Source organism: Syntrophobacter fumaroxidans MPOB, assembly GCF_000014965.1.
Classification (GTDB): Bacteria; Desulfobacterota; Syntrophobacteria; order Syntrophobacterales; family Syntrophobacteraceae; genus Syntrophobacter; species Syntrophobacter fumaroxidans.
Map to the genome: position 1 here is coordinate 4,907,013 of NC_008554.1, position 26,331 is coordinate 4,933,343.

A 26,331-nucleotide genomic window follows, 5' to 3' on the forward strand; every position below is an offset into this window, starting at 1 on the left:
GGAGCGGTTTTCGTGTTCCTTGTTGAGGAGGGGATAAAGCGCTTTCCGACTCGCGGGCACTCAGGATCGGCGGTCTTCGAGACTCAGCTCGGCTTCCAGCAGGGGATCCACGGGCCCTCCCAGGGAAAGTGCCTGAGCGTAGTGAACTCGAGCGCGCTCCAGATCCCCTTTCACTTTATAGGCGACAGCCAGGTTGTAGTGGGCCGGTCCGAACCGTTCGTTCATTTTCAGCATGTCCAGGGAGACGGCGATGCTGGAGTCGAGATCGCCGGCCTGAATGAGCGCCACGGCGAGGGTGTTGTGCGCCTGGATCAGTCCGGGCATCAGTTCGACGGCCCTCCGGCTGGACTCGATGGCCCGTTCGTAGTCGCCCTCCTGCAGGCGCGCGAAGGCCACATTGTTGTGGGCCATGGGCAGGTTCGGGTCGAGCTCGACCGCCTTGAGATTCTCCGCCAGCGCCTGCGCATGGTCGCCCTTGCGAAGATAGAGCCCTCCGAGGTTCACGTGAGCCTGGGCAAGTCCGGGGTCGCATTCGAGGGCCTGCTTGAATTCGGAAATGGCCTCGTCCTCAAGCTGCTTTTGAGAGTAGGCGAGGCCGAGGTTATAGTGGAGCGTGGCGGATTGCGGCTCGAAAAAAAGCCTTTCCTTCAAGAACTTGATGTAGAGATTCAACTTTGCTTCGGCTTGGTCCGGATGTGTCATGGTGGATGTGCGCCCCTTCAATGCATGGGTGATTTTCATTCCAACCCCGCCGGGCGGATCGCCGCGGGAGGGCCGGGGTTTGAATGTCATCGGCAATGTGCCGATTTGTATACGCTTTCGCACGGTTTCGGGCGGTATTCACGGGATTGAACCGCCAATGTAACCACCGGGCCAAGCGATTGTTAACCACAGGCGGAGATGATGTCAACAAAGGGGTTTTCATGTGCTTGTTTTCTCAATCCTGGAGCCGGTTTTGTGCTGATTTTATAGGGAATTTTCTATTGACAAAGCAGCCTCGTCGCGTTAATCAAATGATTCGATGTTTTCCGTTTTTTCAGTGAATTTTCGAGGTTGACAGGAACATCCCTGTTCCTGTTTTGAATGAACGCATCACTGGTCAGACCATGGAGGACAAGCATGAGCGAGGATGCAAAGCAGCGGATCATCGAATGGGTCAAGGAGCAGAAGAAGACGAAACACTACTTCAACGATTTGTGCAAAGCGGTGCCGGAAATCAAAATGATGCAGGCGAAGAAGATCATTAACGAGCTTGTCGCCGAGGGCAAGTTGAAATATTGGTCCAGCGGAAGCACCACGATGTATATGCTCCCCATAGAGGGCGACGTGGAAAAAGAAGAAAAAGGTATGAACTAACCCGCCGACTCCCCCTGCCATTGCTCAGTAATCGAACCGGGTATATACCATCAAGACGTCTGTCCACATTTTGGAATTGATTGTTTTCATTTGAAAAAAAGGAGGTGAAACGGGAGGGCTTCGAAGATTCTTCGTAGGGAAGATGAGGATGAGTACTATTGGAGTGATGAGAGAATTTGGCCTATGGAGGTAGATGGAATGGCACTGAAGCATGCAACTCCTATGCTTGATGAATTAGAGAAGGGACCTTGGCCGAGTTTCGTGACCGACGTCAAGCGCATGGCCCCTAAGAATCGCATGTGCGAGGACTGGTTGGGAATCATGGAGATGTCCTACCGGGATAAGGAAGGCCACTGGAAACACGGCGGCATCGTCGGCGTTCTCGGCTACGGCGGAGGGGTCATCGGGCGTTATTGCGACCGACCCGACCTGTTCCCGAATGTTGCGCATTTCCATACGATTCGAATCAATCAGCCTGCCAGCAAGTATTACACCACCGAGGTTTTGCGCAAGCTGTGCGATCTCTTCGAACCGAGAGGCAGCGGGCTCACCAACCTGCACGGTTCCACCGGCGACATCGTGCTCCTCGGCACCACCACGGACCAATTGGAACCCATCTTTTACGAGCTCACTCATGAAATGGAGATGGACCTCGGCGGTTCCGGCTCCAACCTGAGAACCCCTGAAGGCTGCCTGGGGATGTCCCGTTGCGAATGGTCCTGCATCAACACTCAGGACATCATCTACGACCTCACCATGGAATACCAGGACGCGCTCCATCGGCCCATGTTCCCCTACAAGTTCAAGTTCAAGGCATCCGGCTGCCCGATGGACTGCGTTGCCGCCATCGCACGTTCCGACTGCTCCATCATCGGGACCTGGCGTGACAAGATTCGGATCGATCAGGATGCGGTGAAGGCCTACGCGGCTGGGGAACTCGTTCCGCACGCCGGAGCCGGTGGAAGAGAGAAACGCGCTTTTGACATCACTGCGGAAGTGATCGACCTTTGTCCGACCAAATGCATGGAATGGGACGGAAAGGCCCTCAAAATCTGGGATGAAGACTGCACCCGCTGCATGCACTGCATCCGCGTCATGCCTCGGGCTCTGCGGCCCGGAGTCGACACCGGCGCGACGATCCTTGTGGGCGCGAAGGCCCCCATCCTTGAAGGCGCTCAGCTCTCCAGCGTGGTGATTCCCTTTATGAAAATGGAACCGCCTTACGCGGAGTTCAAGGAATTCGTCGAAAAGGTGTGGGATTACTGGATGGAAAATGGGAAGAACCGCGAGCGGCTGGGCGAGATGATCCAGCGGGTCGGCCTGCGGGAGTTCCTCAAGGCGACCGACCTGACCCCCGATCCTCGCATGATCAACACCCCGCGGTACAATCCCTACATTTTCTACGATCCGGCCGAGGTCCCCGGTGGTTGGGAACATGATGGCGTAGCTTTCCGTCAACGGCACCAAGCTTAGGAGGTTTTGATTATGGCTTTTGATCCCAATAATCTCATGCAAGATCGGATAACCGACATTGGTCCTCCGAAGTACGACAGGTTCTTCCCCCCGGTCATCAAGGAAAACTTCGGGAAGTGGAAGTATCATGAAATCCTGGAACCTGGTGTATTGGTGCACGTTGCCGAATCCGGCGCCGAAATCTACTCGGTGCGCATCGGGTCCGCCCGCCTCATCAGTGTCGATCTGATTCGCGAAATGTGCGACATCGCCGACAAATTTTGTGGCGGATTCCTGCGCTGGACAACCAGGAACAACGTGGAGTTCCTGGTGAGCGACAAATCCAAGCTGCAGCCCTTGATCGATCATCTGCGCAGCCGCGGAAACTGGTTCCCCATCGGCGGTACGGGAAACAGCGTGACCAATATCGTTCATACCCAGGGCTGGGCCCACTGCCACACCCCGGCCATCGACGCTTCCGGCGTCGTCAAGGCCGTCATGGACGAGCTGTTCGAGTATTTCGGATCGCACAAGCTCCCCGCACAGGTGCGCATCGCCCTGGCGTGCTGCCTGAACATGTGCGGCGCCGTGCACTGCTCGGACATCGCCATCCTCGGCGTGCACCGCAAACCGCCTTTGATCGAGCATGACCGTGTCCAGAACGTGTGCGAGATTCCTCTCGTGATCGCCGCCTGCCCGACGGCCGCCATCAAGCCCAAGAAGGTCGGCGAGATGAAGAGCGTTGAGATCAATCAGAACCGCTGCATGTTCTGCGGCAACTGCTACACCATGTGCCCGGCTCTGCCTCTGGCCGACGGCGAGGGCGATGGAATCGCCATCTGGGTCGGCGGAAAGGTCTCCAACGTCAAGTCCGTCCCGATGTTCTCCAAGCTGGCGGTTCCTTACATTCCCAATGAGCCGCCGCGCTGGCCGACCGCGGTCAAAACGGTCAAGAAGATCGTGACCGAATACGCTGCCGGCGGCCGCCGCTACGAGCGCGTGGGCGAGTGGATCAACCGGATCGGCTGGGAACGGTTCTTCGAGAAGACGGGCCTGGAATTCAGGCACGAGCACATCGACGACTACCGCCTTGCCATGACGACCTGGAGAACCACGACGCAGTTCAAGTTCTAAATGATCTTGTTCGGGTGTCGGCTGCGGACTTGTTGCACGCCGGCACCTTCCCTGCGAGATGTTTTCGATGACTTTTGAGAAACCGCGCCTGATGATTGCCGCGCTACGTGGCGGGTCCGGGAAAACCGTCGTTTCCCTGGGGCTCGCGGCCGCTTGGCGTCTGTACAAAGGGTTGCGGGTGGTTCCTTTCAAGAAGGGACCGGACTACATCGATGCCGCCTGGCTGTCCGCGGCGGCACGGCACGCTTGTTACAATCTGGACCCGTTCTTGATGAAACCGGATGAAATGCTGTGCTCCTTTCTCCGACGCGCCAACAAGGGGGACGGAGCAGTGATCGAAGGCAACCGTGGGCTTTACGACGGAGTGGATGTTCAAGGCAGTTACTCCACCGCCGAATTGTCCAAGTTGTTGAGAACTCCGGTTATTATCGTGCTCGACGCCACCAAGGTGACACGCACTGCAGCCGCCCTGGTGCTCGGCTGTCAACACCTGGACCCCGAGGTTGGAATCGCAGGGGTTATTCTCAACCAGGTGGCCGGCAGGAGGCATGAACGGGTTCTTCGTGGGGCCATCGAGCGTTATTGCCGGATTCCGGTGCTCGGGGTGGTTCCCAAGGAGAGTACGAACTTCTTTCCGGAGCGTCACCTGGGGCTCGTTCCGCCCCAGGAGGCGGGGGACATTTCCGGTGCCGTGGAATTTGCCGCGGGCAGAATGAAGGAGTGCATCGATCTGGACGCCTTGTGGGACATTGCCTCCACTGCCGAACCGCTTGGATGGCCCACCCGGATGGCGGACCTGCAGGCGGGTGCCGGGATGAGAGGACCCGTGTCCATAGGGGTGATCCGTGATTCGGCGTTTCAGTTCTATTACCCCGAGAACATCGAAGCGCTGGAGGAACGGGGTGCTGCCATCGTCGAGGTCAACAGCCTCGCCGATCGTCCGCTTCCCGACGTCGATGCGTTGTACATCGGGGGGGGCTTTCCGGAGACCCACCTCGAACGCCTCTCACTCAACGAGACCTTTCGAAAATCCTTGAAGGACCGGATCGAAATCGGCCTTCCCGTGTACGCGGAATGCGGCGGTCTGATGTATCTGTGCCGGGGGATCCTCCAGGGAGGGAATTCGTTTCCGATGACGGGTGTGTTCCCGTTCGATGTGGTGCTGGGAAGCAGGCCGCAGGGACATGGTTACACGGTCATGGAATGCGTGAGGGGAAATCCTTTCCTCGGAGTGGGGCAATCGTGCAAAGGGCACGAATTTCACTACTCCAGGATTATCGGTCCGGCCCGGGATTTTCCGTTCGTTTTCCGGTTGGAAAAGGGACACGGCATTGTGGCGGGCTGGGATGGAATGTGCTATAAGAACGTATTGGCCAGTTATTCCCACATCCATGCCGTGGGGCATGACTGCTGGGCTGAAGGGCTGGTACGCGCAGCCTTGTGCTTTCGGCAGGCCAAAGCGCACGGATCTATCGATAATGAGTGGACACACGAAGTGTGTCGGGAATCTGTGGTTTCTTAACTGATTGTTAAAGGAGGAATTGTCCATGGGACAGATCGAATTCAAAGGCAAGCAGTTTGAAGTGGATGAAGACGGTTTCATCAGCAGCTTTGATCAGTGGAATCCCGACTGGGTTGAATATGTGAAGACCTCCGAAGGCATCACGGACCTCACCGAAGAGCACTGGAAGGTCATCCACGTGCTTCAGGACTATTACAAGAAGCATGGTATCGCCCCCATGGTCAGGATTCTCACCAAGGTGACCGGATACAAGCTGAAATACATCTACGAGCTGTTCCCGTCGGGACCGGGCAAGGGCGCCTGTAAGATGGCGGGTCTTCCCAAGCCCACCGGTTGCGTCTAGTTCGTCGAATCGTTGCGCCAGGGCGGGTTCTCCCGCCCTGGTGTCCCTCCCCCCGCGCGATTTCGGCACTTTCCTCAAAGCCCCTTGGAGCGCCGCGTGGTCCGTTCATGTGAAACAGTTCCCATTCTTTCCGAAAATCTGGGAGCAATTTGCCTTTCTGTGCTTGCTCTGAAATCCGTCCGGTGATAAGAAGCAATGCTCAGAACATCCGGGTCTCTTCGAGGCGCTCGGCCGCGTGCGATCCGTGAGCCGGAGGGGATGTCGAGTGAAAGGGAAAAGGTGAACTTTTAGGTTTATCGATTCAGCTTGACAATGAAAGTGGAAGGGGTTACGAGGAAAAGACTCGGAAAAGGTCAGGGACCAGAACAGGAAGTCTGCCCGGTAACTCAATGCCCATGTTACTCATTTCAAGCGACGACGGAGGAAAAAAGATGTTTAAGGTTACGGTTGATAAGGATAAGTGCGTTGGCGATGCCGAATGTGTAGATGTGTGCCCCGTTGATGTGTACGAACTGGTTGACGGCAAGGCCGAACCGGTCAATGAGGATGAGTGCCTCGGCTGCGAGAGCTGCGTGGAAGTGTGCGAGCAGGGCGCGATCACCGTGGAAGAAGTCTAGTCCCGCGCATATTCGCGACATTTTGTCGGTACCCGAAGCCATCCGGTCGTCCGGATGGCTTTTTTGCGTCCAAGCGGCGACATAAGAAAACCCGCCTCGTCCCGGGACGAGGCGGGTCCGTGATGGTCGGTATGACTGCTTACTTCTGGGGTGCCGGATGGCAGCCGGCGCAGGTGACCGGAGCTTTGGTGTCCGGCTTTTCCTGCTTGTGCTTCTTGTGGCACTCCTGGCAATTCTTGTGGAATGCGATCTTCAGGTTCAGTTTCTGCTGCTCGGGAGGAAGCTTGAGCTCGCCCTGGATGGTGGGCTCATTGTGGCACTTGCTGCACTTGTCCACAGCGTCGCCTTCCTTCCAGACATTCTTTCCGTCCTTGTAGACGTGATGGCACTCGGCGCAGGCGATCTTGTAGTCTTCCGCATGCTTCTTGTGGGTCAATTCCACCGCCGCCTTGGTCGGAGTCGGCCAGAGCCCATCCTTGATGGTGATCACGTCGGGCGCTTTCTCGGCGGCGAACACGAACACCGCAGCAGCGAAAATCAGGGTGACCGCTACGCTCACGCATGAAAACAGCTTTGAACCTCTCCTCATTCTACTCTCCTTCTCTCCTCTTTAAAAAAGTCAGCTGTAACCGGTTTACAAGCAAACTCGTTGCATTCTAGTGAAGAATTTCTCTAGATGTCAAGCAACTTATTCTCCGATTGCGGCGATTGCGGCTCTACAGGCTCGGGAACAAGTCGGCGGGAACGTCTGCGGTCTGCCGCCGGGGAGTATCCGGCAGGATTTCGAATTGCCACGCAGTCCGAAATGATTAAACTTCTAATTGACGTCCGACCCGGTACGGACCGGGCGTTCGGAGCGACACTCCTCGAACCGTCGTCACAAGGAGGTCTTGGGCGAATGCATTTTCAAAAGCTCGTTTTCAGAAACGCGGACGGCAAGAACCTTTCGGCGCGGCTCGATTTGCCCGCCGATGAGAAACCTTTGACTTATGCCATATTTGCACATTGTTTTACATGCACAAAGAACTTCAACGCCGTGGTCAACGTCAATCGCGCCTTGTCGAGCCGGGGGATTGCCGTGCTCCGGTTCGACTTCACCGGTCTGGGCGAGAGTGAAGGAGATTTCTCCGAGACGAATTTCTCCACCAATGTATCCGACCTGGTTGCGGCGGCCCGGTTCCTGGAATCGCACTTCGAAGCGCCACGGTTGCTGCTCGGCCATTCCCTGGGCGGGGCGGCGGTGCTTCAGGCGGCGGCACTCATCCCGTCGGCTATGGCGGTGGCGACGATTGCCGCCCCGTCCGACTTGGCCCACGTGGCGGAGCTTCTGGGCGGTTCCAGGGCGGAAATCAAGGCCCGGGGGGAGGCGGAGGTGAGACTTGCGGGCCGTGACTTCGTCATCCGAAGGCAGTTCCTCGAGGACCTGGAGGAAAAGCGCATGGAGCAGACCATCCGCGACCTGCGCAAGCCGTTGCTCATCATGCATTCCCCCCTGGACAGCATCGTTTCCGTGGACAACGCGGCCAGAATTTTCCAGGCTGCCGGACACCCGAAAAGCTTCGTTTCTCTGGATACCGCCGACCATCTTCTGTCCAACCGTGCGGATTCCCTTTATGCCGGCTCGGTGCTGGCGGCGTGGGCGTCCAGGTACCTGGAGATGCCCGAAACGACCGCCGCCCTGAGGGACCTCACCGACAACCGCGTGGTGGCACGCACCGGGAGGACGGGATACCGAACCGAGATCCTGGCCAACGGGCACCGGTTGATCGCGGACGAACCGATTGCCGTCGGGGGCGCCGACACCGGTCCCACTCCCTACGACTACCTGGTGTCGGCACTGGGAGCTTGTACCGGCATGACGCTCCGGATGTACGCCGACCGCAAGGGATGGCCGCTGGAGTCCATCACCGTGCGGCTGCGGCATCGCAAAATCCACCGTGATGATTGCCGGGATTGCGAGGATGGGAGCAGGACGATCGATTCCATCGAGCGGGAGATCGAACCCTCCGGCCCTCTTGATGATGCTCAGCGGCAGAAGCTGCTCGAAATTGCGAACAAGTGCCCGGTGCACCGCACATTGCATTCGATGGTCGAGGTCAGATCGCACCTGAAAGAGCCGCCGCCGGCTCGAAACGGCGTTGAATGAGATCTTTTTTCTCGATTCGAGCCGGGAAGTGCAGAAAATGCTTGAATGCTTCGGGTTTGAGCTTTATTTTTGCACGGGCCTGCGCCTGCCCGGGTTGTCCTTTGTCAATGCCCGCCGATTCGCGCAATTCGCGTCGTCCCCTATGGAAATGGGTGTCGGTGACAAAAGGTTCGGGGTGCCAGCCTCCGAACGGGGTACTGGATTACCGCCGCCGGGCGTGGCGAGGGCGATGCGGTCGGGCGGGCGAGATGCCGGCCCGGCGCGGATTGCCGGGCGTGGAGAGGGATATCGGGCCGGGGCGGATGGCCGTCATCCACCGGGATGGGTTCGATTCATTCCAGGCCGGGAAATGGCCCGGCAGGACATCAACTTCCAATTCAACGGGTTTGGAGATCAACCAATGAAGCTTCCACTGGAAATCAGCGCTCACAACGTTCATATTTCGGACGCCACGGAAGAACTGATCCGTGAAAAAGCGGAAAAGCTCGACCGGATCAACGACAAGCTCATTGGATGCCGAGTGCGGGTGGAGATACCCCATCGCAGTCAGCGCAGCGGCATCCTGTACAGCGTGCGCATCGAACTGGCGGTCCCCGGTCGGGACATCGTCATCAAACGGGAGCCTGATGAGGACCTTCATGCGGCCATCGTCGGTTCCTTCGAGACCGCGCAACGCCGGCTCAAGGAAGTCGCAGAGAAACAGCGCGGCGAGGTGAAATACCATGAGGAACGGCCGGTCGCCCGCGTGAGCCGGTTGTTTTCCGAGGAGGGATACGGTTTTCTGACGACACCCGAAGGTCGCGAAGTGTATTTTCACGAAAACGCGTTGCTCAACGGAAAGTTCAAGGACCTCGCGGTGGGGACCCCCGTCAGCTTCGTCGAAAGGGAAGGGGAGAAGGGATCGCAGGCGAGCTCGGTCTTTGTGATATAGGCCGGGAAGCGGCAAGGCCGCCGGGCACCGCGGGGATTTCGAGAGCCAATGCCGGCTTGGAATCGTCGGTGGGTGCCTCCGGTTCCCGGTTACATCCGTGGGGGGCGATGGGATGGGGGGGCCGGTATCGTCGAAAATGGAGCGTGCTTCCGACTTGACTCGACCGAAAGGTGAGGTCTGAAGAAGAGTCATGGGAAAATCGGGAATGTCCTTCGGGGATTTTGACATCGTCGTCATTCTCTTCCTCATCCTGATCAACGGCTTGTTCTCCATGTCCGAAATCGCCATCATCTCCGCCCGAAAGGCACGACTGCAGAGACTGGCGGAAGAGGGGGACGTGAAAGCGCGGAACGCGTTGGAGCTCGCAAACAGCCCGAACCTGTTCCTCTCGACGGCACAAATCGGCATCACCCTGGTGGGCGTGATGAGCGGCGTATTCGGCGGCGCGACGGTAGCGCACCGCCTGGCGGGTCTCCTGTCGTCCTATCCGATGCTCCGCCCTTACAGTGAAACCATCGCCGTGGCCGTCGTGGTCCTTGCCCTGACCTATGTGTCGCTTGTGATCGGAGAGCTCGTTCCCAAGCGGCTGGCTTTGAACAGCCCGGAACGGATCGCCTCCCTGAGCGCCGGCCCGATGCGCTGGCTGTCGATTGCGGGGTCACCTGTGGTGCGGCTCTTGAGCATGTCGACGGATTTGGCGCTCAGGTTGCTGCGGGTCCGGCCATCCACGGAACCTCCCTTCACGGAAGAGGAGATTCGGGCTATGATCGGACAGGCGACGACGGCGGGAGTTTTCGAGCAGACCGAGCAGGACCTGGTCGAACGGGTTTTCCGGCTGGGCGACCGAAGGGTCGGGGGACTCATGACGCCCCGGCAGAAGATCTCCTGGATCGACATCAACGATTCCGCCGACAAGATCAAGCGAAAAGTCGCCATGAGCAATCATTCCCGATTTCCGGTATGCCACGGAAGGCTCGGGAATATCCTCGGCATCGTCCATGTCAGGGATCTTTTCACACACACTGCGGCCGGACAGGCCATCGACCTGCGGTGTTGCATCCAGAAGCCCCTGTTCGTGGTGGAAAGCATGCATGCGCTCAAGGTGATGGAGCTTTTCCGGGATTCCGGCATGCAGGTTGCGATGGTCATCGACGAATACGGGACCATTGAAGGTCTGGTGACGATAAATGACGTGCTGGAGGCGATCATCGGGAGCATCCCCTCGGAGGACCAATCCGAAGAGCCTCGGGTGGTGCGGCGTGATGACGGCTCCTGGCTCATGGACGGCACGTTGCCCATAGGCGAGGTGAAGGTCTATCTCGACATTCGGAAATTGCCCGGGGAGAGGGCCGGGAATTTCCAGACACTGGGCGGATTCGTGATGAATTACCTGAAGCGTGTGCCCAGGACGGCCGATCACTTTGAGTGTTGCGGCTGGCGCTTCGAGGTCGTCGATATGGATCGGCATCGCGTCGACAAGGTTTTTATCGAGGCGGTGGACAAGGAGTCGCCGGAACCGTCGGAATGATCCTCCGCCGAGCGGCGGACGACGGCCTGCACCGGGGGGCGTGGTGCCACGGCTGCCGGACCGGGCGGGTCATCGGGGCTTCGCTCCGGCGCCCGGAAGGACGCTGTGGTGAATTGCCCGGCCGATGAGCGCGGTGTGCGGGAAGTCGTTTTCCCCGAGGGGCCGCCTGGACGTTTCGCGCATAGCGGTTCGTACTGGTGATCCCGTTGGAAAAGAACGGGTCATGACCGGCAGGGAAGGCATTCGAAGGGACCATTTCAAGGACGGGGAGCGGGGTCCCGGCATGGAGTCGACCAACCCTCACGCAGGCGGTGAACGGCCGCAGGCGCGGGAATTCTCAACGGCAAAGGATGGATTCGGCATGCTTCAACTCTACAATACCATGTCCCGACGCAAGGAGCGGTTCGAACCCAGGAATGAAGGGGCCGTGAAGATGTTCTCCTGCGGTCCCTCCATATACGGCAGACCGCATGTGGGCAACTATCGCAGTTTCCTCTGGGAGGATGTGCTTCAGAGGTATCTCGAGCATCTCGGTTTCACGGTCGAGAGGGCACTCAGCCTCACGGACGTGGAGGACAAGGCGATCTCGGAGGCGCAGAAGGCCGGTACTACCGTTCTGGAATTGACCGACAGGAACACCCGGCTTTTTTTCGAGGAAGCGGGGGCACTCAGGATCAAGCTGCCAAGCCTGGTCCCGCGCTCATCCACTACCGTCGAGCAAGCGGTCAGGCTCATCCTGCTCCTTTTGTCCAAGGGGATTGCCTATTGGCACGAGGGCGACGTCTTCTTCGATCCGCTCCAGGTCAAGGGTTTCGGCAGACTCTTCCGGCTCGACATGAGCAAGTGGCCCAAGGCGAAGCGACGCTTCAAGCAGGACACCTATCCCGGGCGGCGCTGGAACCTCGGCGATTTCGTGCTCTGGCACGGTTACCGGCAGGGGGACCCCCTCTACTGGGACACTCCGATCGGGAAAGGGCGGCCTGCCTGGAACATCCAGGACCCCGCGATGATCACCAGGCATCTCGGGTACACGATCGATATCGCCTGCGGCGGCGTGGACAATCTCTACCGGCACCATGACTACAATCTGGCGGTGATCGAGGCAATTTCGGGCGAGGAGTTCTCCCGCTACTGGATTCATGGAGAGCATCTGCTCGTCGACGGCAAGAAGATGTCGAAGAGCGTCGGGAACATCCTCTATCCGGAAGACCTGCTCAAAGAAGGGGCCGAGCATCGGCACATCCGCTTCTATCTCATATACGGGAACCACCGCAAGACCATCAACCTGACGATGGACCGGTTCAAGACGCTGAGCCGCAAGCTCGACGATCTGACCGAGGTGCTGGGCGAAATCGGATGCACCGGCGAGGCCGGCGGAACCGCTCCCGACAAGTCCCCGGGAGCGGCAAAGAAGCTGGTGGACGGTCTGCTGCCGGGTTTTGAAAAACACATGAACGACGATCTGAACGTCAAAGGGGCGTTCGATTTCCTCTACAAGTCGCTCCAGGAACTGGCCGCATTGAACCGGCAGGGCAAACTGGGCGGTACGGAATGCCGAAGGATCGAAGAAGAGCTGCGCAAGGCGGACCGGGTACTGCGTGTGATTTTCGCCGATTAGCGGCTCGTTGAAACCATCCGGGGGAAGCATTCTGACGTTGTCTCCCGGAACCGCCTCATGCCGGTTCGCGTTCAAGATTACACATCACCTGCCCGGCGGGAGGGATGACGCAGGCGGGGATAACCGCTCCTGCGGACCAATATGCCGGTCGGACACGGCAATCGTGTTCCTTGTCAACGCTTGAGTCGCCCAGCAAGGGTGGGATGCGCGGCAGCGCAGTTCACGGTCCCAATACCCTTTCCCCTGCCGTCATAGCCAACATACAAGGGGAGGACTTCATGCCCTCCCGTCACGGCTCCCATCTTGAATGCAATTGCCCATGGCGACCGCGTCACCCGCGAAGCATGCAGGCAGACTCACCCGGGAGGCGTGAAGACCGGTATTTTCCAAGTAATCGCCCTATACCGGGCGATACCCCGGAGCATGAAGGGGGGTGTCTCCAGGACAATGGGTATCAAGGATCGATCCAGGCGGCGACCTGGAGCAGCAGCGCATCGCGCCCATGCCGGGTTTCGGAGGAGAAGAGGAGGAGCCTGTCGCGAGGGATTCCGAGGCTCAGAGATGCCCGGGATGCGGCTGCATCCCATTTCGTACGGGGAACCTTGTCCGCTTTGGTCAAAACCGGAACGGCCGGGATTTTGCGATCGATGAGCCAGTTCCAGAGCTTCAGGTCATCCGGGCTGGGCGGGTGCCGTGCATCCAGGATTTGGACCACGCCGCGCAGGTTCGGCCGGCCCCCCAGGTATGATTCCACCATGGGACCCCATTGGGCCCGCACCGCCATCGGAACCCGGGCAAAACCGTATCCCGGGAGATCCACGCAGTAGAAAAGCCCGTTGATCAGGAAAAAATTGATGGTCTGCGTCTGCCCCGGGGTGCGGCTCGTGCGTACCAGTTTCCGGCGCTGCAACAGGCAGTTGATGAGGGAGGACTTCCCGACGTTGGAACGCCCGGCAAAGGCCACTTCCGGAAGATGATCGTCCGGATACTGGCCTGAGCGCACGGCCGCGGTCTTGAATTCGGCGGATTTGATCACCATGGCGGATGGCATCGGCTCCTTCAGCTCCGCTTGCGCAGGTAGTCCTCGATCCGGTTCAGCCCTTCGGCGATGTTCTCCAGGGAGTTCGCGTAACTGAACCGGACGTAGCCTTCTCCGTTCGGTCCGAAGTCCACGCCGGGAGTGATGCCGACCTTGGCCTTTTCGAGGATTTCGAAGGCAAAGGCATAGGAATCGCCGGTGAACCGCCGGGCATTGGCGAAAACGTAGAAGGCCCCCGTGGGCTCCACCGTGATTCCGAAGCCGATTTCCCTCAGGCGCGGGATGATGAACTGCCGGCGCTTGTTGTACCGGTCGAGCATATGCCGGATGTCCTCCCGGACACAGGGGTCGGTCAGAGCGACATATCCGGCGGCCTGTGCCACGGAATTCGCGGAGATAAAGAAGTTCTGGAGCATCTTCTGCATGGGACGGACCATCCTCGGGGGGACGATCAGGTACCCGAGCCGCCAGCCGGTCATTGCGAAAAGCTTGGAAAAGCCGTTGAAGACGATGCAGTTATCGGTGAATTCGAGAATCGAGCGGGCCCGCCCTTCATAGACCAGACCGTGATAGATCTCATCGCTCAAAACGAGTCGGCCCATGTCCGCGATTTCGGCCATGCGGTCGGGTTCCAGCAGATTTCCCGTGGGGTTTGCGGGCGAATTGATGAGGATTGCCTTCGTCCGCGGCGTCAAGGCCGCCCGGATGGCTTCCGGCCTGTATTGGAAGGCGTCTTCTTCGTACACGGGGACGAACTTCGGAATGCCCTCGAGGAAGCGGACGAAGTTGGGATGACAGGCGTAGTGAGGGTCCGAGAGAATCACTTCCTCGCCGTGGTTCAGGATGGTGCCCATGGCCACCAGGAAAGCCGGTGAAGTCCCGGACGTGATCAGCACCTGCTCGGGCTCCAGGTTGCTCACGCCGTAAGTTTCTTCGTAGTAATCGCAGACCGCTTCCCGGAGTTGCGCGAGGCCGAGGCTGTGGGTGTAATGGGTCTCTCCCCGCTCCAAGGCGCGAACCGCCGCCTGTTTGACGGCTTCGGGGGTGTTGAAATCGGGCTCCCCCACTTCGAGATGAATAATGGACTGCCCGGCCCGTTCCATTTCCTGGGCGCGTTCCAGAACGTCCATGACGATGAATGACTTGAGTTCCTCGACTCGTCTGCAGATCATGATAATACCCGCCTTTCCAGAGCTTCCCGCATGAGCGTGAGATGTGGAGGTGTAGTGGGACCGTCGACTCGAAATGCATGATAAACCGGCTGGGCGCCGAAGGGAAGGCGATATTCCACCCTCTACCGCCGGCAGGCGCGCACTCGATCCTGCCCGGCGTCAGGGGAATTGGACGTTCTTGCCTGAAAAACGAATCAGTCGGCCCGCACCCTCAGAACCGTCGGTGTGCCCTGGACTTCGGTTTCCAGTTGGGTCGCCAGCGTGCTGGCCTTGGAGAGGGACTCGACGGGTTTGAGCTGCAGCACGTAGACCATGCCCCGGGTACGGTCCTTGACCCGTCTGAGCACCGTCGCATAGCCCTTCTTGAGCAGTGAGGCCTGCATTTCCTCGGCATTTGCTTTTTCGGGAAATGACCCGACCTGCACCACGAACTTGAACTGGGGCGGCGGTGGCGGAGCCTGGTCGGGTTCGACCGCAGGCGCGTCCGCCGCGCCCGCGGGCGGGGCCTTGTCCGTGACGGCGATCGCTTCCTTGCCGCCCGGTTCTTCCACCTTGACGGGCTGTTCCACTCGCGCGGGCGGCTCCGGCATGGCAGGCGGTTCAACCCTGGCGCCCTGGTCGATCCTTCCCGGCGGCTCCATTCTTGCGGGTTCTTCCGCTTTGAGGGGCAGTCCTGCTTTGGGGATCTGTTCCACTCTGATCGTATTTCCGTCACGCACGACGCTCAACTCGGATTTGCTCGGTCCGGCATCGGCGGGGGGCTCCACCCTCGGCGGCGGCTCAACCCTGGGGGGCGGTTCCAGACCGGCAGGCTGCTCGAGTCTTGCCGGCGGTTCCATCCTCACTGCCGCATCCACCCCTGGAGCCGTTTCGACTCGTACGGGAGGTTCCATCCGCGACGGCTCCGGGGACGGCTTGGAAGGAAGCGTCCGGAACGTGGGCTGAGGCGGTTCCGAGTAGCGCTCATCGGGTTGCGGGATCACTTCCATGCGGACCCGTCTCTCGGGAGGGTGAAAGGGCATGGAACGCGAGGCGGCATCCTGGGCCGCGGCGATCCGGTCCAGGTATTTGCGGGCTTCGTCCGCCTCGACCGTATTGGGCATGAGTCTGATCACGCGGGCAAACGAATGGACGGCGGTGTCGAAATCCCCCGTGCCGAAACACAGGATGCCGTAGTGCATGTGCGCCTCGGCCAGGTCGGGCGAGTACTGCAATGCCATCGCGAACTCTTTCTGCGCTTCACCGGCACGACCCTGCGCTTCAAGGATCATGGCCGTGCGGTGATGGGACAGGGCATGTGTCGGCTGGAGCCGGGCGGCTTCCTGGTACTGCTGGAGAGCGGCTTGCTGGTCCCCTTTCTTTTCGTAGACGAGTCCCAGGTTGTACCGGGCAAACTGCGGCGTCTCGTAGAACGGGCTGGCGAGCACTTTCTGGAAGGCGGCCTGGGCCTGATCGTACTGCCCCCGACCGGCGTAGAGCACCCCCATGGCGTTATAGACTTCGGGGTAGTCCGGCTTCTCCGCGAGTGCCTTCTGATAGTAGGAGAGCGCTTCTGCGTGCATGTTCCGACCGCTGTAGGCAACGCCGATATAGTAGAGAAGAGTGGGATCCTTGGGGGTCTTCTGTTCCGCGGCCGTGAGATACTTCACGGCTTGAATCGAATCGCCGGCCGCCAGGAACTTCTCTCCCATTACCCGCAATTGTTCGGCGCTGTACTGTCCCGGCGTACTCTTACTACTCGGCGTGGCGCACGCCACGCACAGCAGAACCGCAACGACGCACAACAGCTGCAACCTTTTTGTCCTTAACATCAGATCACCTTATTGAGGGAATACTCTATGATGCCTTCCGCTCCCCCTTGAATGAGCCTGGGGATCAACTCTCTGACAATATTCTTGGAGACCACGGTTTCCACCGACAGCCAGGTGCTCATGTAAAGATGCGCGATGGTCGGCGCGTTGAGGCTGGGAAGCAGCTTGATGACCTCGTTGAGTTTTTCCTCGGGGACATTCATCTTGAGGGCCACGAGGTCCTCGGCGCGCAACGCGCCCTGGAGGAGCAGCGAGATGTGCTCGATTTTCGCCCGCTTCCAGGGATCTTCCCATGCCTGCCGGTTGGCGATGAGCTGAGTGTTGGACTGCATGAGCTCCTTGACGATGCGCAGGCCGTTGGCCCGCATGGTCGCTCCCGTTTCGGTGACTTCCACGATGGCGTCGCACAACCCGGAGATGACTTTGGCTTCCGTCGCGCCCCAGGAGAACTCCACGTTGACCTTCACCCCCTCGGTCTCAAAATAACGGCGTGTGAAATTCACCAGTTCGGTGGCGATTTTCTTCCCCTGAAGGTCCTGGAGATCGCGCACGGGGGAATCCATGGGCACGGCCAGCACCCAGCGGGCGGGACGCTGGCTCACCTTCGAATACACGAGATCCGTCACCACAATGACGTCGGAATCGTTTTCCATGATCCAGTCGCGGCCGGTGAGCCCCACGTCGAAGGTCCCGCTCTCCACGTAGCGGGACATCTCCTGGGCGCGGCATATGGAACAGTTGATGTCCGAATCGTTGATTTCCGGGAAATAGTTCCGGTCGGAGAGGGAGATCTTCCACCCGGACTGGCGAAACAGCCTTATCGTGGATTCCTGCAGGCTTCCTTTGGGTACGCCCAGAGCCAGTTGCTTCACTTCTTGTAAACCTCCTTCGGATCAAACACGCGCTTGCCGACCACCTCGAGCTTCCCGTCCGCATAGCGCCGGTAAAAACAGCTTTCGTACCCGTCGTGGCACGCCGCTCCGCCCGTTTGCACAACCTTGAGCAGTATCGTGTCCAGGTCACAGTCCAGCAAAATCTCCCGAATCGTCTGAACGTTTCCCGATTCTTCGCCCTTCTGCCACAGTTTCCGCCTGGACCGACTCCAGTAGTGCGCCTTGCCGGTCTCCAGGGTTCTGTGCCAGGCGAGCTCGTTCATATAGGCCAGCATGAGGACCTTGTCATCGTCGGCGCTCTGCACGATGACCGGGAGCAACCCATCATTCTTAGAAAAATCGGGATCCAATGTCAACGCTCCTCTCCATCTTTCATAATCGTCCCGAAGCTCCGTATCCTTCAGAACAAAAGTCGCCGCGTTCTATCCGTATTCCGCCACGAGCTGACCGCAGGCGGCGCCGATTTCGCCGCCCCGGCTGCGCCGGACGTGGGTGGTGATCCGTGCGTTTTGAAGCGCTTCCTGAAAAGCCAAAACGCGCTGTTCGGAAGGTTTTCGAAAAACCGAGCCCGGGTGTGGATTGAAAGGCATGAGGTTCACCTTGGCCCGTATGCCGTGGAGCAGCTTCACCAGTTGCTTGGCCTGCTTCGGATCGTCGTTGATTCCGTCCAGCAGGATGTACTCGAAGGTGATTCGCTTGCGCGGCGGGAGCGGGTACTCGCGACAAGCGGCCATCAGCACTTCCAATGGATAGGTCCGGTTGACGGGCATGAGCTCGGCGCGCAGTTCATTCTCGGCGGCGTGGAGGCTGACCGCCAGGTTCACGGGGGACTCCCGCCCCAGCCGGCGCAGCTGTGGAACCAACCCGGCCGTGGAAAGCGTGATCCTGCGGTGAGAAAACGCCATTCCGTTGGGCTCCGCGATGACGCGTATCGCTCTCAGGACCGAATCTAAATTGGCCAGAGGTTCTCCCATGCCCATGAACACAATGTTGGTGATGCGCGATCGGGACCCGAGGTCGCGCTGCACCTGGCACACCTGGTCGACGATCTCGGCCGCGGAGAGGTTTCGCTTGAACCCCAGGGACCCGGTGAGGCAGAACTTGCACCCCAGGGCGCACCCTACCTGGCTCGAAACGCACAAGGTCGAGCGGGGAAGGTCGGGAATCAGTACGGCTTCGATGGAATGACCGTCGCGCAGGCCGAACAGGTATTTCGACGTGCCGTCGTCGGCCTGTTCTTTCTTGAGGACACTCAGGGCGTCCAGCTCCACGCCGTGTTCCAGTTGAACGCGGAACATCCTGCTCAAATCGCTGCATTCGCTCCAACTGCGAACGCCACGCCCGTAGACGTGGCGAAACAGCTGCCGAGCCCGAAAAGAACGCTCCCCGATGCCCTGAACCCACTCTTCAAGCTCGGGAAGCGTGAAATCTTTGACGCAAACCGGTTCCATATCGGACGGGTTCAACCCTTGCGCACCAGATATTGATCGTTCATCCTGTCCTGCAGGAAAATCCTGTTGAAACGACGGGCGTCCGCGGAATCGTACCACTTGACCCCCTGGTCGACGCACTCTTTGCAGGCTTTCCTGGGGATGTGCACCGCAAGTATATGGTAGCCCGTGTCCGTTGACGAATCAATGGATAAAACCCCGCTGCAGTCGGGACAGACCCGCAGCGTTTCCCGCTGGGATTCGAGGATATTGTCGGTGTCGTAGTAGATGGACCGCTCGCGTTCGGCGAACTTCCTGCCCGAAAGCTGCTTTTTCCGGATCTCGGGAGCCTTTTTCCATCCGGCCAGGACCTCTTCCACGACCCGGTGGATGTGCTTGGTGACCTCGCCGGACTGGCGGATCTTGTCGGGCTGGTAGTCCGGTTCCCTCACTTGGCTGAAATCGAGTCCCGCCATCGCCAGGAGGATTCCCACATTGACGTAGGGCAGGGCGCCCTCGATGGAGTAGCCCCCCTCGAGGACCGCGATGTCGGCCTTGAGGCGGCGGGTGAGCTCCGCATAACCCTGGGCGCAGAAGCTCATGTTCGTGATCGGGTCGGTGTAGTGATTGTCCTGCCCCGCCGAGTTGACGATCAGCTCCGGCTTAAAGTCTTCGAGAATCGGCAGCACCGCCTGGTCCAGCACATACAGAAACCCTTCCTCGGAAGTTCGTGGCGGCAGCGGAATGTTGACGGTCATGCCCGCCGCGGTGGGGCCGCCGATTTCGTAGTGAAACCCCGAGCCCGGGTAGAGCGTTCGGCCGTCCTGGTGCAGGGAGATGAACAGCGTGTCCGGATCGTGCCAGTAAATGTCCTGGGTTCCGTCACCGTGGTGACAGTCCGTGTCGACGATGGCCACCCGGTCGATGCCATAGGCTTTCCGCAGGTACTCGATCATGATGGCTTCGATATTCACGTTGCAAAATCCCCGCGCGCCGTGCACGACCCGCATGGCATGGTGACCGGGCGGACGGACCAGGGCGAACCCCCGCTCGATGTGCTTTTCCATCACCTGGATGCCGACGGTCTTGGCCCCGCCGGCGCTGATCAGGTGTGATTCGGTCACGACGCTCATTTCATCCGGCACGCAGAAGTGGACCCGCTTGATATCGTCAACCGTCGCCAGGTCCGGCTTGAACTCGATCACGCCTTCGATGTCGAGCAACCCTTCCTCGAACACCTGGTCCTGGGTGTAGAGCAGCCGTTCTTCCCGCTCCGGGTGGGTCGCACTGATCGCCCAGTCGAAGGCGGGGAAGAAGACCACACCCGTTCTCGTCTTGCTCGTAAGCATGTCCTCGCTCCTTTCAGGCAAGCGAACGGCTCGGGGCGGAGTTCCCGTATAACGCCGCCCGGCTTGCCGCCTTCACTCGAAGAACGCCGGGCGGACCGGACGCCTCATGTCTGCGGCGGGACCGATTCGGCCAGCCGGTCCGCAATTTCCCGGTAGCCGGGAATCAGGCCGGGTTTGACCTGGACTTTCACGCGTATGTTTCGGCCGCTGGTGTAAAAGCTCCGGACCATATTGAACTGAATGTCTTCGATGACTTCCATTTCCAGCTCGGATTCTACCGCCCCCTGCTTGACACACTTGTCCCGGAGCAGATCGAATGCCAACCGGACCGCCGATTCCCGGTCGAAGTCGCGCTTCACCGTCTTGTAGAAATCCTCTTCGGGTGCCACCGCAATACCTCTCTCGGTATCGGCAAAGAGCGTAACCTCGGAGGTGTTCTTGGCCAGGGCGGCTCCGAGGGCGTTGGCCACCTGCCAACGGGGGACAACCCGCACCCGTGAATCCGTGAAGTCGCCCAGGCGCCGGGCGAAATGCGGCGCCGGCCCTCCGAGAACGAGGATTTCGCCGGGCCGCACCTGGTAACCTCCGAGCAGTTCCTGCACCGTATACACGGGCTTGCTGTTGATGTTCGAAATCATCTCCCCCGCTGCGGACAGGATCTTGCGGCAGGCTTCGTCGAAGACACGGTTGGCGGTATCCTCCAGGGACATCCCCAGGCCGTCGGCAATGGGCTGCAGCCCGCGCCGGGAAGACCCCGCATCGCCGTCGTTCACCTTGCCCAGCACAAACAGCGCGTCGGTGGGGGTGGGCACAGGCCCTCCATAAGCCATGGCCGGGCCCTTCCGGTCGGGCCCGATGGAAAGCCCGCCGTCCGCCAGGCGGACGACGCTGTCCCCGCCGAGGCCGATGGAGACCGTCTTGAGCGCGCGGATCAATGTCTTGTACCCGCCCAACTCGCATCCCAGCGGGTCCAGGAGCGGCACTTTCCGGATCAATATCGCCATGTCCGTCGAAGTCCCGCCGATATCCAGGACGAGGGTTTCCTCGGTCTCCGAGGCGAACGGCAAGGAACCCATGACACTCGCCGCCGGCCCGGATAGAATGGTCTGGCCCGGGCACTGGAGCGATGCCTCGAGGCTCATGGTGCCCCCGTCGGCCTTGAGCACGTAAATGGGAACGTTCAATCCCTTCTTTTCAAGCGATTCCCGGACCGCATCGAAAAACCTGCGATGGGTTTCGCAGACTGCGGCGTTGAGGTACGCGGTGGCGATACGCCTCGGAAAATTCAGGTTTCCCGAAAGGCGGTGGCCCAATACCACGTTGAAGAAGGAATCTCCAAGGATGTCGCGGACTTGTGTCTCGTGCTTCGGATTCCGCACGGAGAACTTACTCACCACCGCCACCTGCCGGACCCCGTCGGTCTTGAGCTTCGAGGCGATCGCCTGGATTTCCGAAGTTTTCACGGACTGGATTTCACGGCCGCGGTGGTCGATGGAGCCGGCCACGCAGTAGTAATGAGGGCCGGTCCGAAAGAATTCGGGGTCGACACCCGGGCCGGCGGATACGATCACTGCGGTTTCATTCGTCTTGCCTTCGATAATGGCGTTCGTCGTCAGGGTCGTGCTCAGCACCACCCGGCTGATGCCGTCGGGGGGGATTCCGCCGGTGACCCCTTCGATGCCCGCCCGGACACACCCCAGCAAATCGGCATGGTCCGTGGGGACTTTCGTTTGGCGATGAATGCCGTCCTTGTCGATGAGAACGACATCGGTATGAGTGCCACCCACATCCAACCCTAATATCATGGCGTTCCCCTGCGTTTTGCCGGATCGGTCAGCCGCCGTTGACGGGAATCGAGCGCGGAACATCCGCCCACTCGTATTGCTGCAGCCCCGGTCCACCCCAAAAAAATGCTAACGGAAAGGCTTGAGGCTGTCAATGTAACACTATCTGAAAACCGAGAATTCTTCTCGTTCCCTCGACTCACGAACGTCTCCCGTCGGTATGCGCCGACAGCTCCATCGAAAACTCGACAGTTCCAGCTTCAATCGGAACGCCTGAACAAGTGAGGCCGTTGAAGTTGCCGGACGCCGTCGCTATCCAGTCAAACGGCGTTCGCGAAAGGGGGGGTATCACGCAGAGCTCTACATATCATGAAGTGATAGTGGATGACATCAAGTTTTCGAACGATTGCGACGACCTGTCCCGCGAATCGGGGTTCGGTGTCGGTTTCGAGCTCGAATTCTATGGTGGGCGTTGCGACGACCGGTGAAGGACTGAATTCTTGACGCACCGGAGCGACCGGGCGAACGGTTGGACGGAAAAGGCCGTCCGGGCCGGGCGGGGGGATTGCCGGGCACGCCGGGGGAGGCCGTCCGCGGCAGGCTCTTTTCGTCCCGCGACTTCAAGCCGGCCTCGCGCCTGTGCGCGGGCCGCAACCCGGATAAGGCTGGGTAATCATTCCCTCGCTCCATTGCTTTGCAGTGAAACCGTCGCCTTGGATGGAGCCCATCAGTTCAGGAAGACGTCCCGGTAGTAGTCGTAATGTTCGGTGGCGGCCCCCGCGCCCCGTATGACCGCGCGCAGAGGGTCTTCGGACTTTTTCACCTCCAGGCCCGTGACCTGGTGGAGCAACATGCGCAGGCCCTTGAGCAGAGCCCCGCCCCCCGCCAGCCAGATGCCGTTTTCGGCGAGGTCCGAAGCCAAATCCGCGGAAACCCGTTCCAGCACCCTGCGCACCGCCTCGACAATGGCCATGGTCGGTTCCTTGATCGCATCGCGGATGTCCGCGTCGGTGACGGAGACGACCTTGGGCATGCCCGTGGCCAGGTCCTTGCCTCGAAGCTTGACCTCCAGGGTTCGCTTGAGCGGCACGGCCGAGCCGATCTTGATCTTGATGACTTCCGCCATGGTTTCGCTGATGTTCATCCCGTGCTCGCGCCGCATGAACTGGCAGATCGCCTCGTTGGCCTCGTCTCCGGCCACTCGCAACGACTCGCTGCAGGAGACCGCAAACATCGAGATCACCGCCACTTCCGTGGTCCCGCCGCCGATGTCCACCACCATCTGCCCCGCGGGCTGATCGATCGCCAGGCCCGTGCCGATCGCCGCGGCCATGGGCTCTTCGATCAGGCTGACTTTACCCGCTCCCGCCATCTCCGAGGCCTCGATCACCGCCCGCTTCTCCACCGAAGTGATCCCTGCCGGCACCGCCACCACCAGCTTGGGCTTTGAAAGGGGCAACCGCTTGAACACCTTCCCCAGAAACGATCGGATCATGAACGTGGCCGTCTCGAAATCATGGATGACCCCGTCTTTCATGGGGCGGGAAATCAGCGTGTTCCTCCCGTGCCGCCCGACGAGGTTCTTGGCCTCGTTGCCCACGGCAATCACCTGGTTGGTTTCCTTGTCGAGGGCGACCATTGAAGGTTCGTCCAGAACCACGCCTTTCCCTCTCACGTAAATGAGCGAGTTTGCAGTACCCAAATCCATGGCCATGTCCTTGGAGAGAAAGTCGAGCATGCGACCGATCATTTTTCGTTTCCCTTCCTCAATTTGCGCTGTAGTGTGGGTTCTGTCCGTTGCCGTCGATCATCCCCTTATAGCAAATGTTTCGAGCCGTTTGCAAAAAGTTCGTTCACCGCGGGCGATATCCGAGAATTTATCCGTTATGGACTTTGCTTTTCTTTCCGTAAAGAGTGTAAGAGTGGAAAAATCATCAACGATGATGGATTGATGATGAAGTTTTTTTGTTGACAAATCAGTCGAGTCTAACGATACACTGTTAATCGTTGAGCTTTTTCGTGAAGTCGCGACTGTGCCGGGATCGGGGAGGGTACCGGCCGTCGGCGGGGGCGAACGGCAAATCGGAATTGTGTGATACGCGGAGTCGGATCGGCGCCGTGCCGATTCGACGGGGAGGGGGAGAGCGATGCGGGATCGATGGCGGTTTGCGGCATGGGGGCTGGCGCTGGCGTTGAGTGTCGTATCGGTTCAATCGGTCCTGGCCGCGCCGTTTACCGTGAACGCCCGATCGGCAATGGTCGTCGATATGTCCAACGGCGTGGTTCTCTACGAAAAGAATGCCGATGACCTCATTGCTCCCGCTTCCATCACCAAGGTCCTCACCCTCTACATTGTTTTCGACGCCATCAGGGAAGGCCGCATCCGCCTGGACGACCGGGTGGAAATCAGCTCCCGCGCCGCGAAGACGACCGGGTCCCGCATGGGGGTGAAGGCCGGCACGCGCGTGTCCTTGGAAGAGCTCATCAAGGGCATGGCGGTGGTGTCCGGCAATGATGCCTGCGTGGCCGTGGCCGAGCACATCAGCGGAAACGTCGAAGCGTTCGTTCGGAAAATGAATGCCAAGGCCCGGGAACTGGGCATGAACAGCAGCCGGTTCATGACGCCGAACGGCCTTCCGGCCAAAGGGCAGCTCACGACAGCCCGGGATATCGCCAGGCTTTCCATCGCCTATTTGAGGCGCTTTCCCGATTCGCTGACCATCCATTCGATGCAGGCCTACAGTTACGGCACTTCAAGTCACCACAACGCCAACCGGCTGCTCGCGACCTGTCCCGGCGTGGACGGTCTGAAGACCGGGTTCGTCTGCGCGTCGGGCTACAACATCACGGCGACCGCCAGGCGCGGGAACACGCGCATCCTCGCGGTGGTGCTGGGAGCGCCCACTCCGGGGGTCCGGCTGCGCGAGACGACGAAGCTGCTGGAAGCGGGGTTCGCGGAGGTCGCTCCGGAACTGGCGGACATGAGATATGCAACCCTTGCCTCCGACGACTTCGGGGAACAAAGGCCGTCGTACGTGAGGGTCCCGGCCGGCTCCGGCAGGAAGGGAAAAGCCGCGCGGATCAGGCTCTCTAAGACGGCCAAGTCGGGCAAATCGTCCCGGCATGACAAGGTGGTGAAGGTGTCCGGGCGCGACAAGGCGGTGAAGGTTGCGAAGTCCTCGGGTAAGTCTTCGAAGAGAGCCCCGGCCGAGGTGTGCCGGGACACGTCCGCAAAGGGCGGCAAGATCAACGCGCGGACCGCTCGAGGAAAGCCCGTAAAGGATCTCCGCGTGGCGGAAAAAGCCGGCTCCGGGAAACAAATGGCGGCCGTCAATAAGACGAGATCCTCCCGGGACAAGATCGCGAAGTCAAAGGATACCGGCAAGTCCGGCAACGCGAAGAAAAGCGCCGCTGCCCAATCCAAAAAGCCTTCGAAAGCGACCCGGTCGGCCGCTGCCTGCCCTTCCAAGAAAGGCGCGGCCGCCCAGAAAACCAAGCAGCAGGCAAAGCTCACCAAGGGGAAAGACAAGGGGTAGTCCCGCCTGCTGGGCCCCGACTCCCCTCAAGTTCCTCGAATTCCTCCGATTCGGCGTCAAAGCTAAGGGGTATCACCGCATGACGAAACCGGACCCCTTTGACCGCACCAAGACCCGCCCCGCAAGAATCATCGCCCGCACCCGCAAGAATCGTCGCCCGCATCTTCGTGGGAGAATAGTTTCGGCCCGGCACATTTTCATCCTTCGTTGTGATCTGCCCACGGCAAGCCAAATCGCATAGCAACAGTGTTCCTTCTCGAGTATTGAGTCGCGTAAGGCGGGGGGTGCGCGACAGCGCAACTCACGGTCTCAATACCATTTTCCCTGCCGTCATACCCAACATACAAGGGTGGGGTGCGCGACGGCGCAGCACACAATCATGAGGCCCGCGGGCCTTAATCCTGCCGGCCATTGGGGCCCTGTGGAGTGCGCCAAGCGCAGCGCAGCCCACGGCTTTAATGCCCTTGGCCCGGGGCTCGGTGTTATAAACGATCCGGAGCTCACGTGCGGAACGCCCACCTGGAGGGGCCGGCGTCCGCCGGGTTTCACATCGATCATGACAAGGGCGGGTGCATGAGGCTCAGCCTGATCATGGCCACGCAGGACCCCTGCCCACCTTGCCGATCCCCTCGGGAATGACGATTCCAATCGTTATGCATTGATGTGAGCC

The 26,331-nt window shown here is 59.8% G+C and carries 22 protein-coding genes; 11 read left to right on the top strand and 11 right to left on the bottom strand.

Translation table 11 applies throughout. The features are described 5' to 3' along the window. Window positions 1-60: 60 nt before the first annotated feature. Window positions 61-741, bottom strand: coding sequence for a tetratricopeptide repeat protein (locus tag SFUM_RS20810; protein ID WP_011700819.1), 681 nt, complete (start codon window positions 739-741; stop codon window positions 61-63). A 378-nt stretch (window positions 742-1,119) separates the two neighbouring features. Here SFUM_RS20810 and SFUM_RS20815 point away from each other — a divergent pair, with 378 nt between their 5' ends. The 6 genes from SFUM_RS20815 (at window position 1,120) to SFUM_RS20840 (ending at window position 6,424) form a co-directional block, all read left to right on the top strand. After that, complete coding sequence (locus tag SFUM_RS20815) at window positions 1,120-1,356, top strand: dissimilatory sulfite reductase D family protein (RefSeq protein WP_011700820.1); 237 nt, start codon at window positions 1,120-1,122, stop codon at window positions 1,354-1,356. 198 nt (window positions 1,357-1,554) lie between these two features. After that, a complete protein-coding gene (gene dsrA, locus SFUM_RS20820; RefSeq protein ID WP_011700821.1) occupies window positions 1,555-2,829 on the top strand; it encodes a dissimilatory-type sulfite reductase subunit alpha in 1,275 nt (424 codons plus the stop codon). Between the two features lie 12 nt (window positions 2,830-2,841). Next, on the top strand, window positions 2,842-3,942 hold the full coding sequence (gene dsrB, locus SFUM_RS20825) for a dissimilatory-type sulfite reductase subunit beta (RefSeq protein ID WP_011700822.1): 1,101 nt from the start codon (window positions 2,842-2,844) through the stop codon (window positions 3,940-3,942). A gap of 67 nt (window positions 3,943-4,009) precedes the next feature. After that, a complete protein-coding gene (locus tag SFUM_RS20830; RefSeq protein ID WP_150109597.1) occupies window positions 4,010-5,464 on the top strand; it encodes a cobyrinic acid a,c-diamide synthase CobB in 1,455 nt (484 codons plus the stop codon). Window positions 5,465-5,489: 25 nt separating this feature from the next. Then, window positions 5,490-5,807 carry a TusE/DsrC/DsvC family sulfur relay protein gene (locus SFUM_RS20835; RefSeq protein WP_011700824.1) on the top strand — a complete coding sequence of 106 codons (318 nt, stop codon included), beginning with the start codon at window positions 5,490-5,492 and terminating at the stop codon, window positions 5,805-5,807. Between the two features lie 431 nt (window positions 5,808-6,238). Beyond that, window positions 6,239-6,424, top strand: a complete 186-nt coding sequence (locus SFUM_RS20840; RefSeq protein ID WP_011700825.1) for a ferredoxin — start codon at window positions 6,239-6,241, stop codon at window positions 6,422-6,424. A 139-nt stretch (window positions 6,425-6,563) separates the two neighbouring features. On the opposite strand, the gene SFUM_RS22230 is transcribed toward SFUM_RS20840, so the two are convergent. Beyond that, complete coding sequence (locus SFUM_RS22230) at window positions 6,564-7,013, bottom strand: cytochrome c3 family protein (protein ID WP_011700826.1); 450 nt, start codon at window positions 7,011-7,013, stop codon at window positions 6,564-6,566. A gap of 309 nt (window positions 7,014-7,322) precedes the next feature. Between SFUM_RS22230 and SFUM_RS20855 the strand changes: the two genes are divergently transcribed. The 4 genes from SFUM_RS20855 (at window position 7,323) to SFUM_RS20870 (ending at window position 12,647) form a co-directional block, all read left to right on the top strand. Then, window positions 7,323-8,570: a bifunctional alpha/beta hydrolase/OsmC family protein gene (locus SFUM_RS20855; RefSeq protein ID WP_011700827.1), complete on the top strand. Its 1,248-nt coding sequence runs from the start codon at window positions 7,323-7,325 to the stop codon at window positions 8,568-8,570. A gap of 400 nt (window positions 8,571-8,970) precedes the next feature. Next, window positions 8,971-9,501, top strand: coding sequence for an HPF/RaiA family ribosome-associated protein (locus tag SFUM_RS20860; protein WP_011700828.1), 531 nt, complete (start codon window positions 8,971-8,973; stop codon window positions 9,499-9,501). A 190-nt stretch (window positions 9,502-9,691) separates the two neighbouring features. Next, the gene (locus tag SFUM_RS20865; protein WP_208597084.1) at window positions 9,692-11,029 is read left to right on the top strand and encodes a hemolysin family protein; all 1,338 of its coding nucleotides are present in this window, start codon (window positions 9,692-9,694) and stop codon (window positions 11,027-11,029) included. Between the two features lie 223 nt (window positions 11,030-11,252). Beyond that, window positions 11,253-12,647 carry a class I tRNA ligase family protein gene (locus SFUM_RS20870; RefSeq protein WP_041441181.1) on the top strand — a complete coding sequence of 465 codons (1,395 nt, stop codon included), beginning with the start codon at window positions 11,253-11,255 and terminating at the stop codon, window positions 12,645-12,647. A gap of 454 nt (window positions 12,648-13,101) precedes the next feature. Here the strand turns inward: SFUM_RS20870 and yihA are convergent, their stop codons facing one another. The 9 genes from yihA to SFUM_RS20915 form a co-directional block, all read right to left on the bottom strand. Further along, the gene (yihA, locus tag SFUM_RS20875; protein WP_011700831.1) at window positions 13,102-13,698 is read right to left on the bottom strand and encodes a ribosome biogenesis GTP-binding protein YihA/YsxC; all 597 of its coding nucleotides are present in this window, start codon (window positions 13,696-13,698) and stop codon (window positions 13,102-13,104) included. Between the two features lie 8 nt (window positions 13,699-13,706). Continuing rightward, entirely contained in the window at window positions 13,707-14,858 is a 1,152-nt protein-coding gene (locus tag SFUM_RS20880) for a pyridoxal phosphate-dependent aminotransferase (RefSeq protein WP_011700832.1), read from the bottom strand. A gap of 194 nt (window positions 14,859-15,052) precedes the next feature. Then, window positions 15,053-16,669 (bottom strand): SPOR domain-containing protein, encoded by a 1,617-nt coding sequence (locus tag SFUM_RS20885; protein ID WP_011700833.1) that lies wholly within the window; start codon window positions 16,667-16,669, stop codon window positions 15,053-15,055. Continuing rightward, on the bottom strand, window positions 16,669-17,541 hold the full coding sequence (gene hisG / locus SFUM_RS20890) for an ATP phosphoribosyltransferase (protein WP_011700834.1): 873 nt from the start codon (window positions 17,539-17,541) through the stop codon (window positions 16,669-16,671). Before hisG ends, SFUM_RS20885 begins: the two co-directional genes overlap by 1 nt. Then, window positions 17,538-17,918 (bottom strand): phosphoribosyl-AMP cyclohydrolase, encoded by a 381-nt coding sequence (gene hisI, locus SFUM_RS20895; protein WP_011700835.1) that lies wholly within the window; start codon window positions 17,916-17,918, stop codon window positions 17,538-17,540. The genes hisG and hisI overlap by 4 nt, the downstream gene beginning before the upstream one ends. A gap of 66 nt (window positions 17,919-17,984) precedes the next feature. Further along, entirely contained in the window at window positions 17,985-19,013 is a 1,029-nt protein-coding gene (gene rlmN / locus SFUM_RS20900; RefSeq protein WP_011700836.1) for a dual-specificity RNA methyltransferase RlmN, read from the bottom strand. Between the two features lie 11 nt (window positions 19,014-19,024). Further along, entirely contained in the window at window positions 19,025-20,341 is a 1,317-nt protein-coding gene (locus tag SFUM_RS20905; protein WP_011700837.1) for a histone deacetylase family protein, read from the bottom strand. Window positions 20,342-20,445: 104 nt separating this feature from the next. Continuing rightward, window positions 20,446-22,146, bottom strand: a complete 1,701-nt coding sequence (locus SFUM_RS20910) for a hydantoinase/oxoprolinase family protein (protein ID WP_011700838.1) — start codon at window positions 22,144-22,146, stop codon at window positions 20,446-20,448. A gap of 706 nt (window positions 22,147-22,852) precedes the next feature. Beyond that, window positions 22,853-23,875, bottom strand: a complete 1,023-nt coding sequence (locus SFUM_RS20915) for a rod shape-determining protein (protein WP_011700839.1) — start codon at window positions 23,873-23,875, stop codon at window positions 22,853-22,855. A 397-nt stretch (window positions 23,876-24,272) separates the two neighbouring features. Here SFUM_RS20915 and SFUM_RS22235 point away from each other — a divergent pair, with 397 nt between their 5' ends. Next, a complete protein-coding gene (locus SFUM_RS22235; protein ID WP_011700840.1) occupies window positions 24,273-25,661 on the top strand; it encodes a D-alanyl-D-alanine carboxypeptidase family protein in 1,389 nt (462 codons plus the stop codon). The last annotated feature ends 670 nt before the right edge of the window (window positions 25,662-26,331 follow it).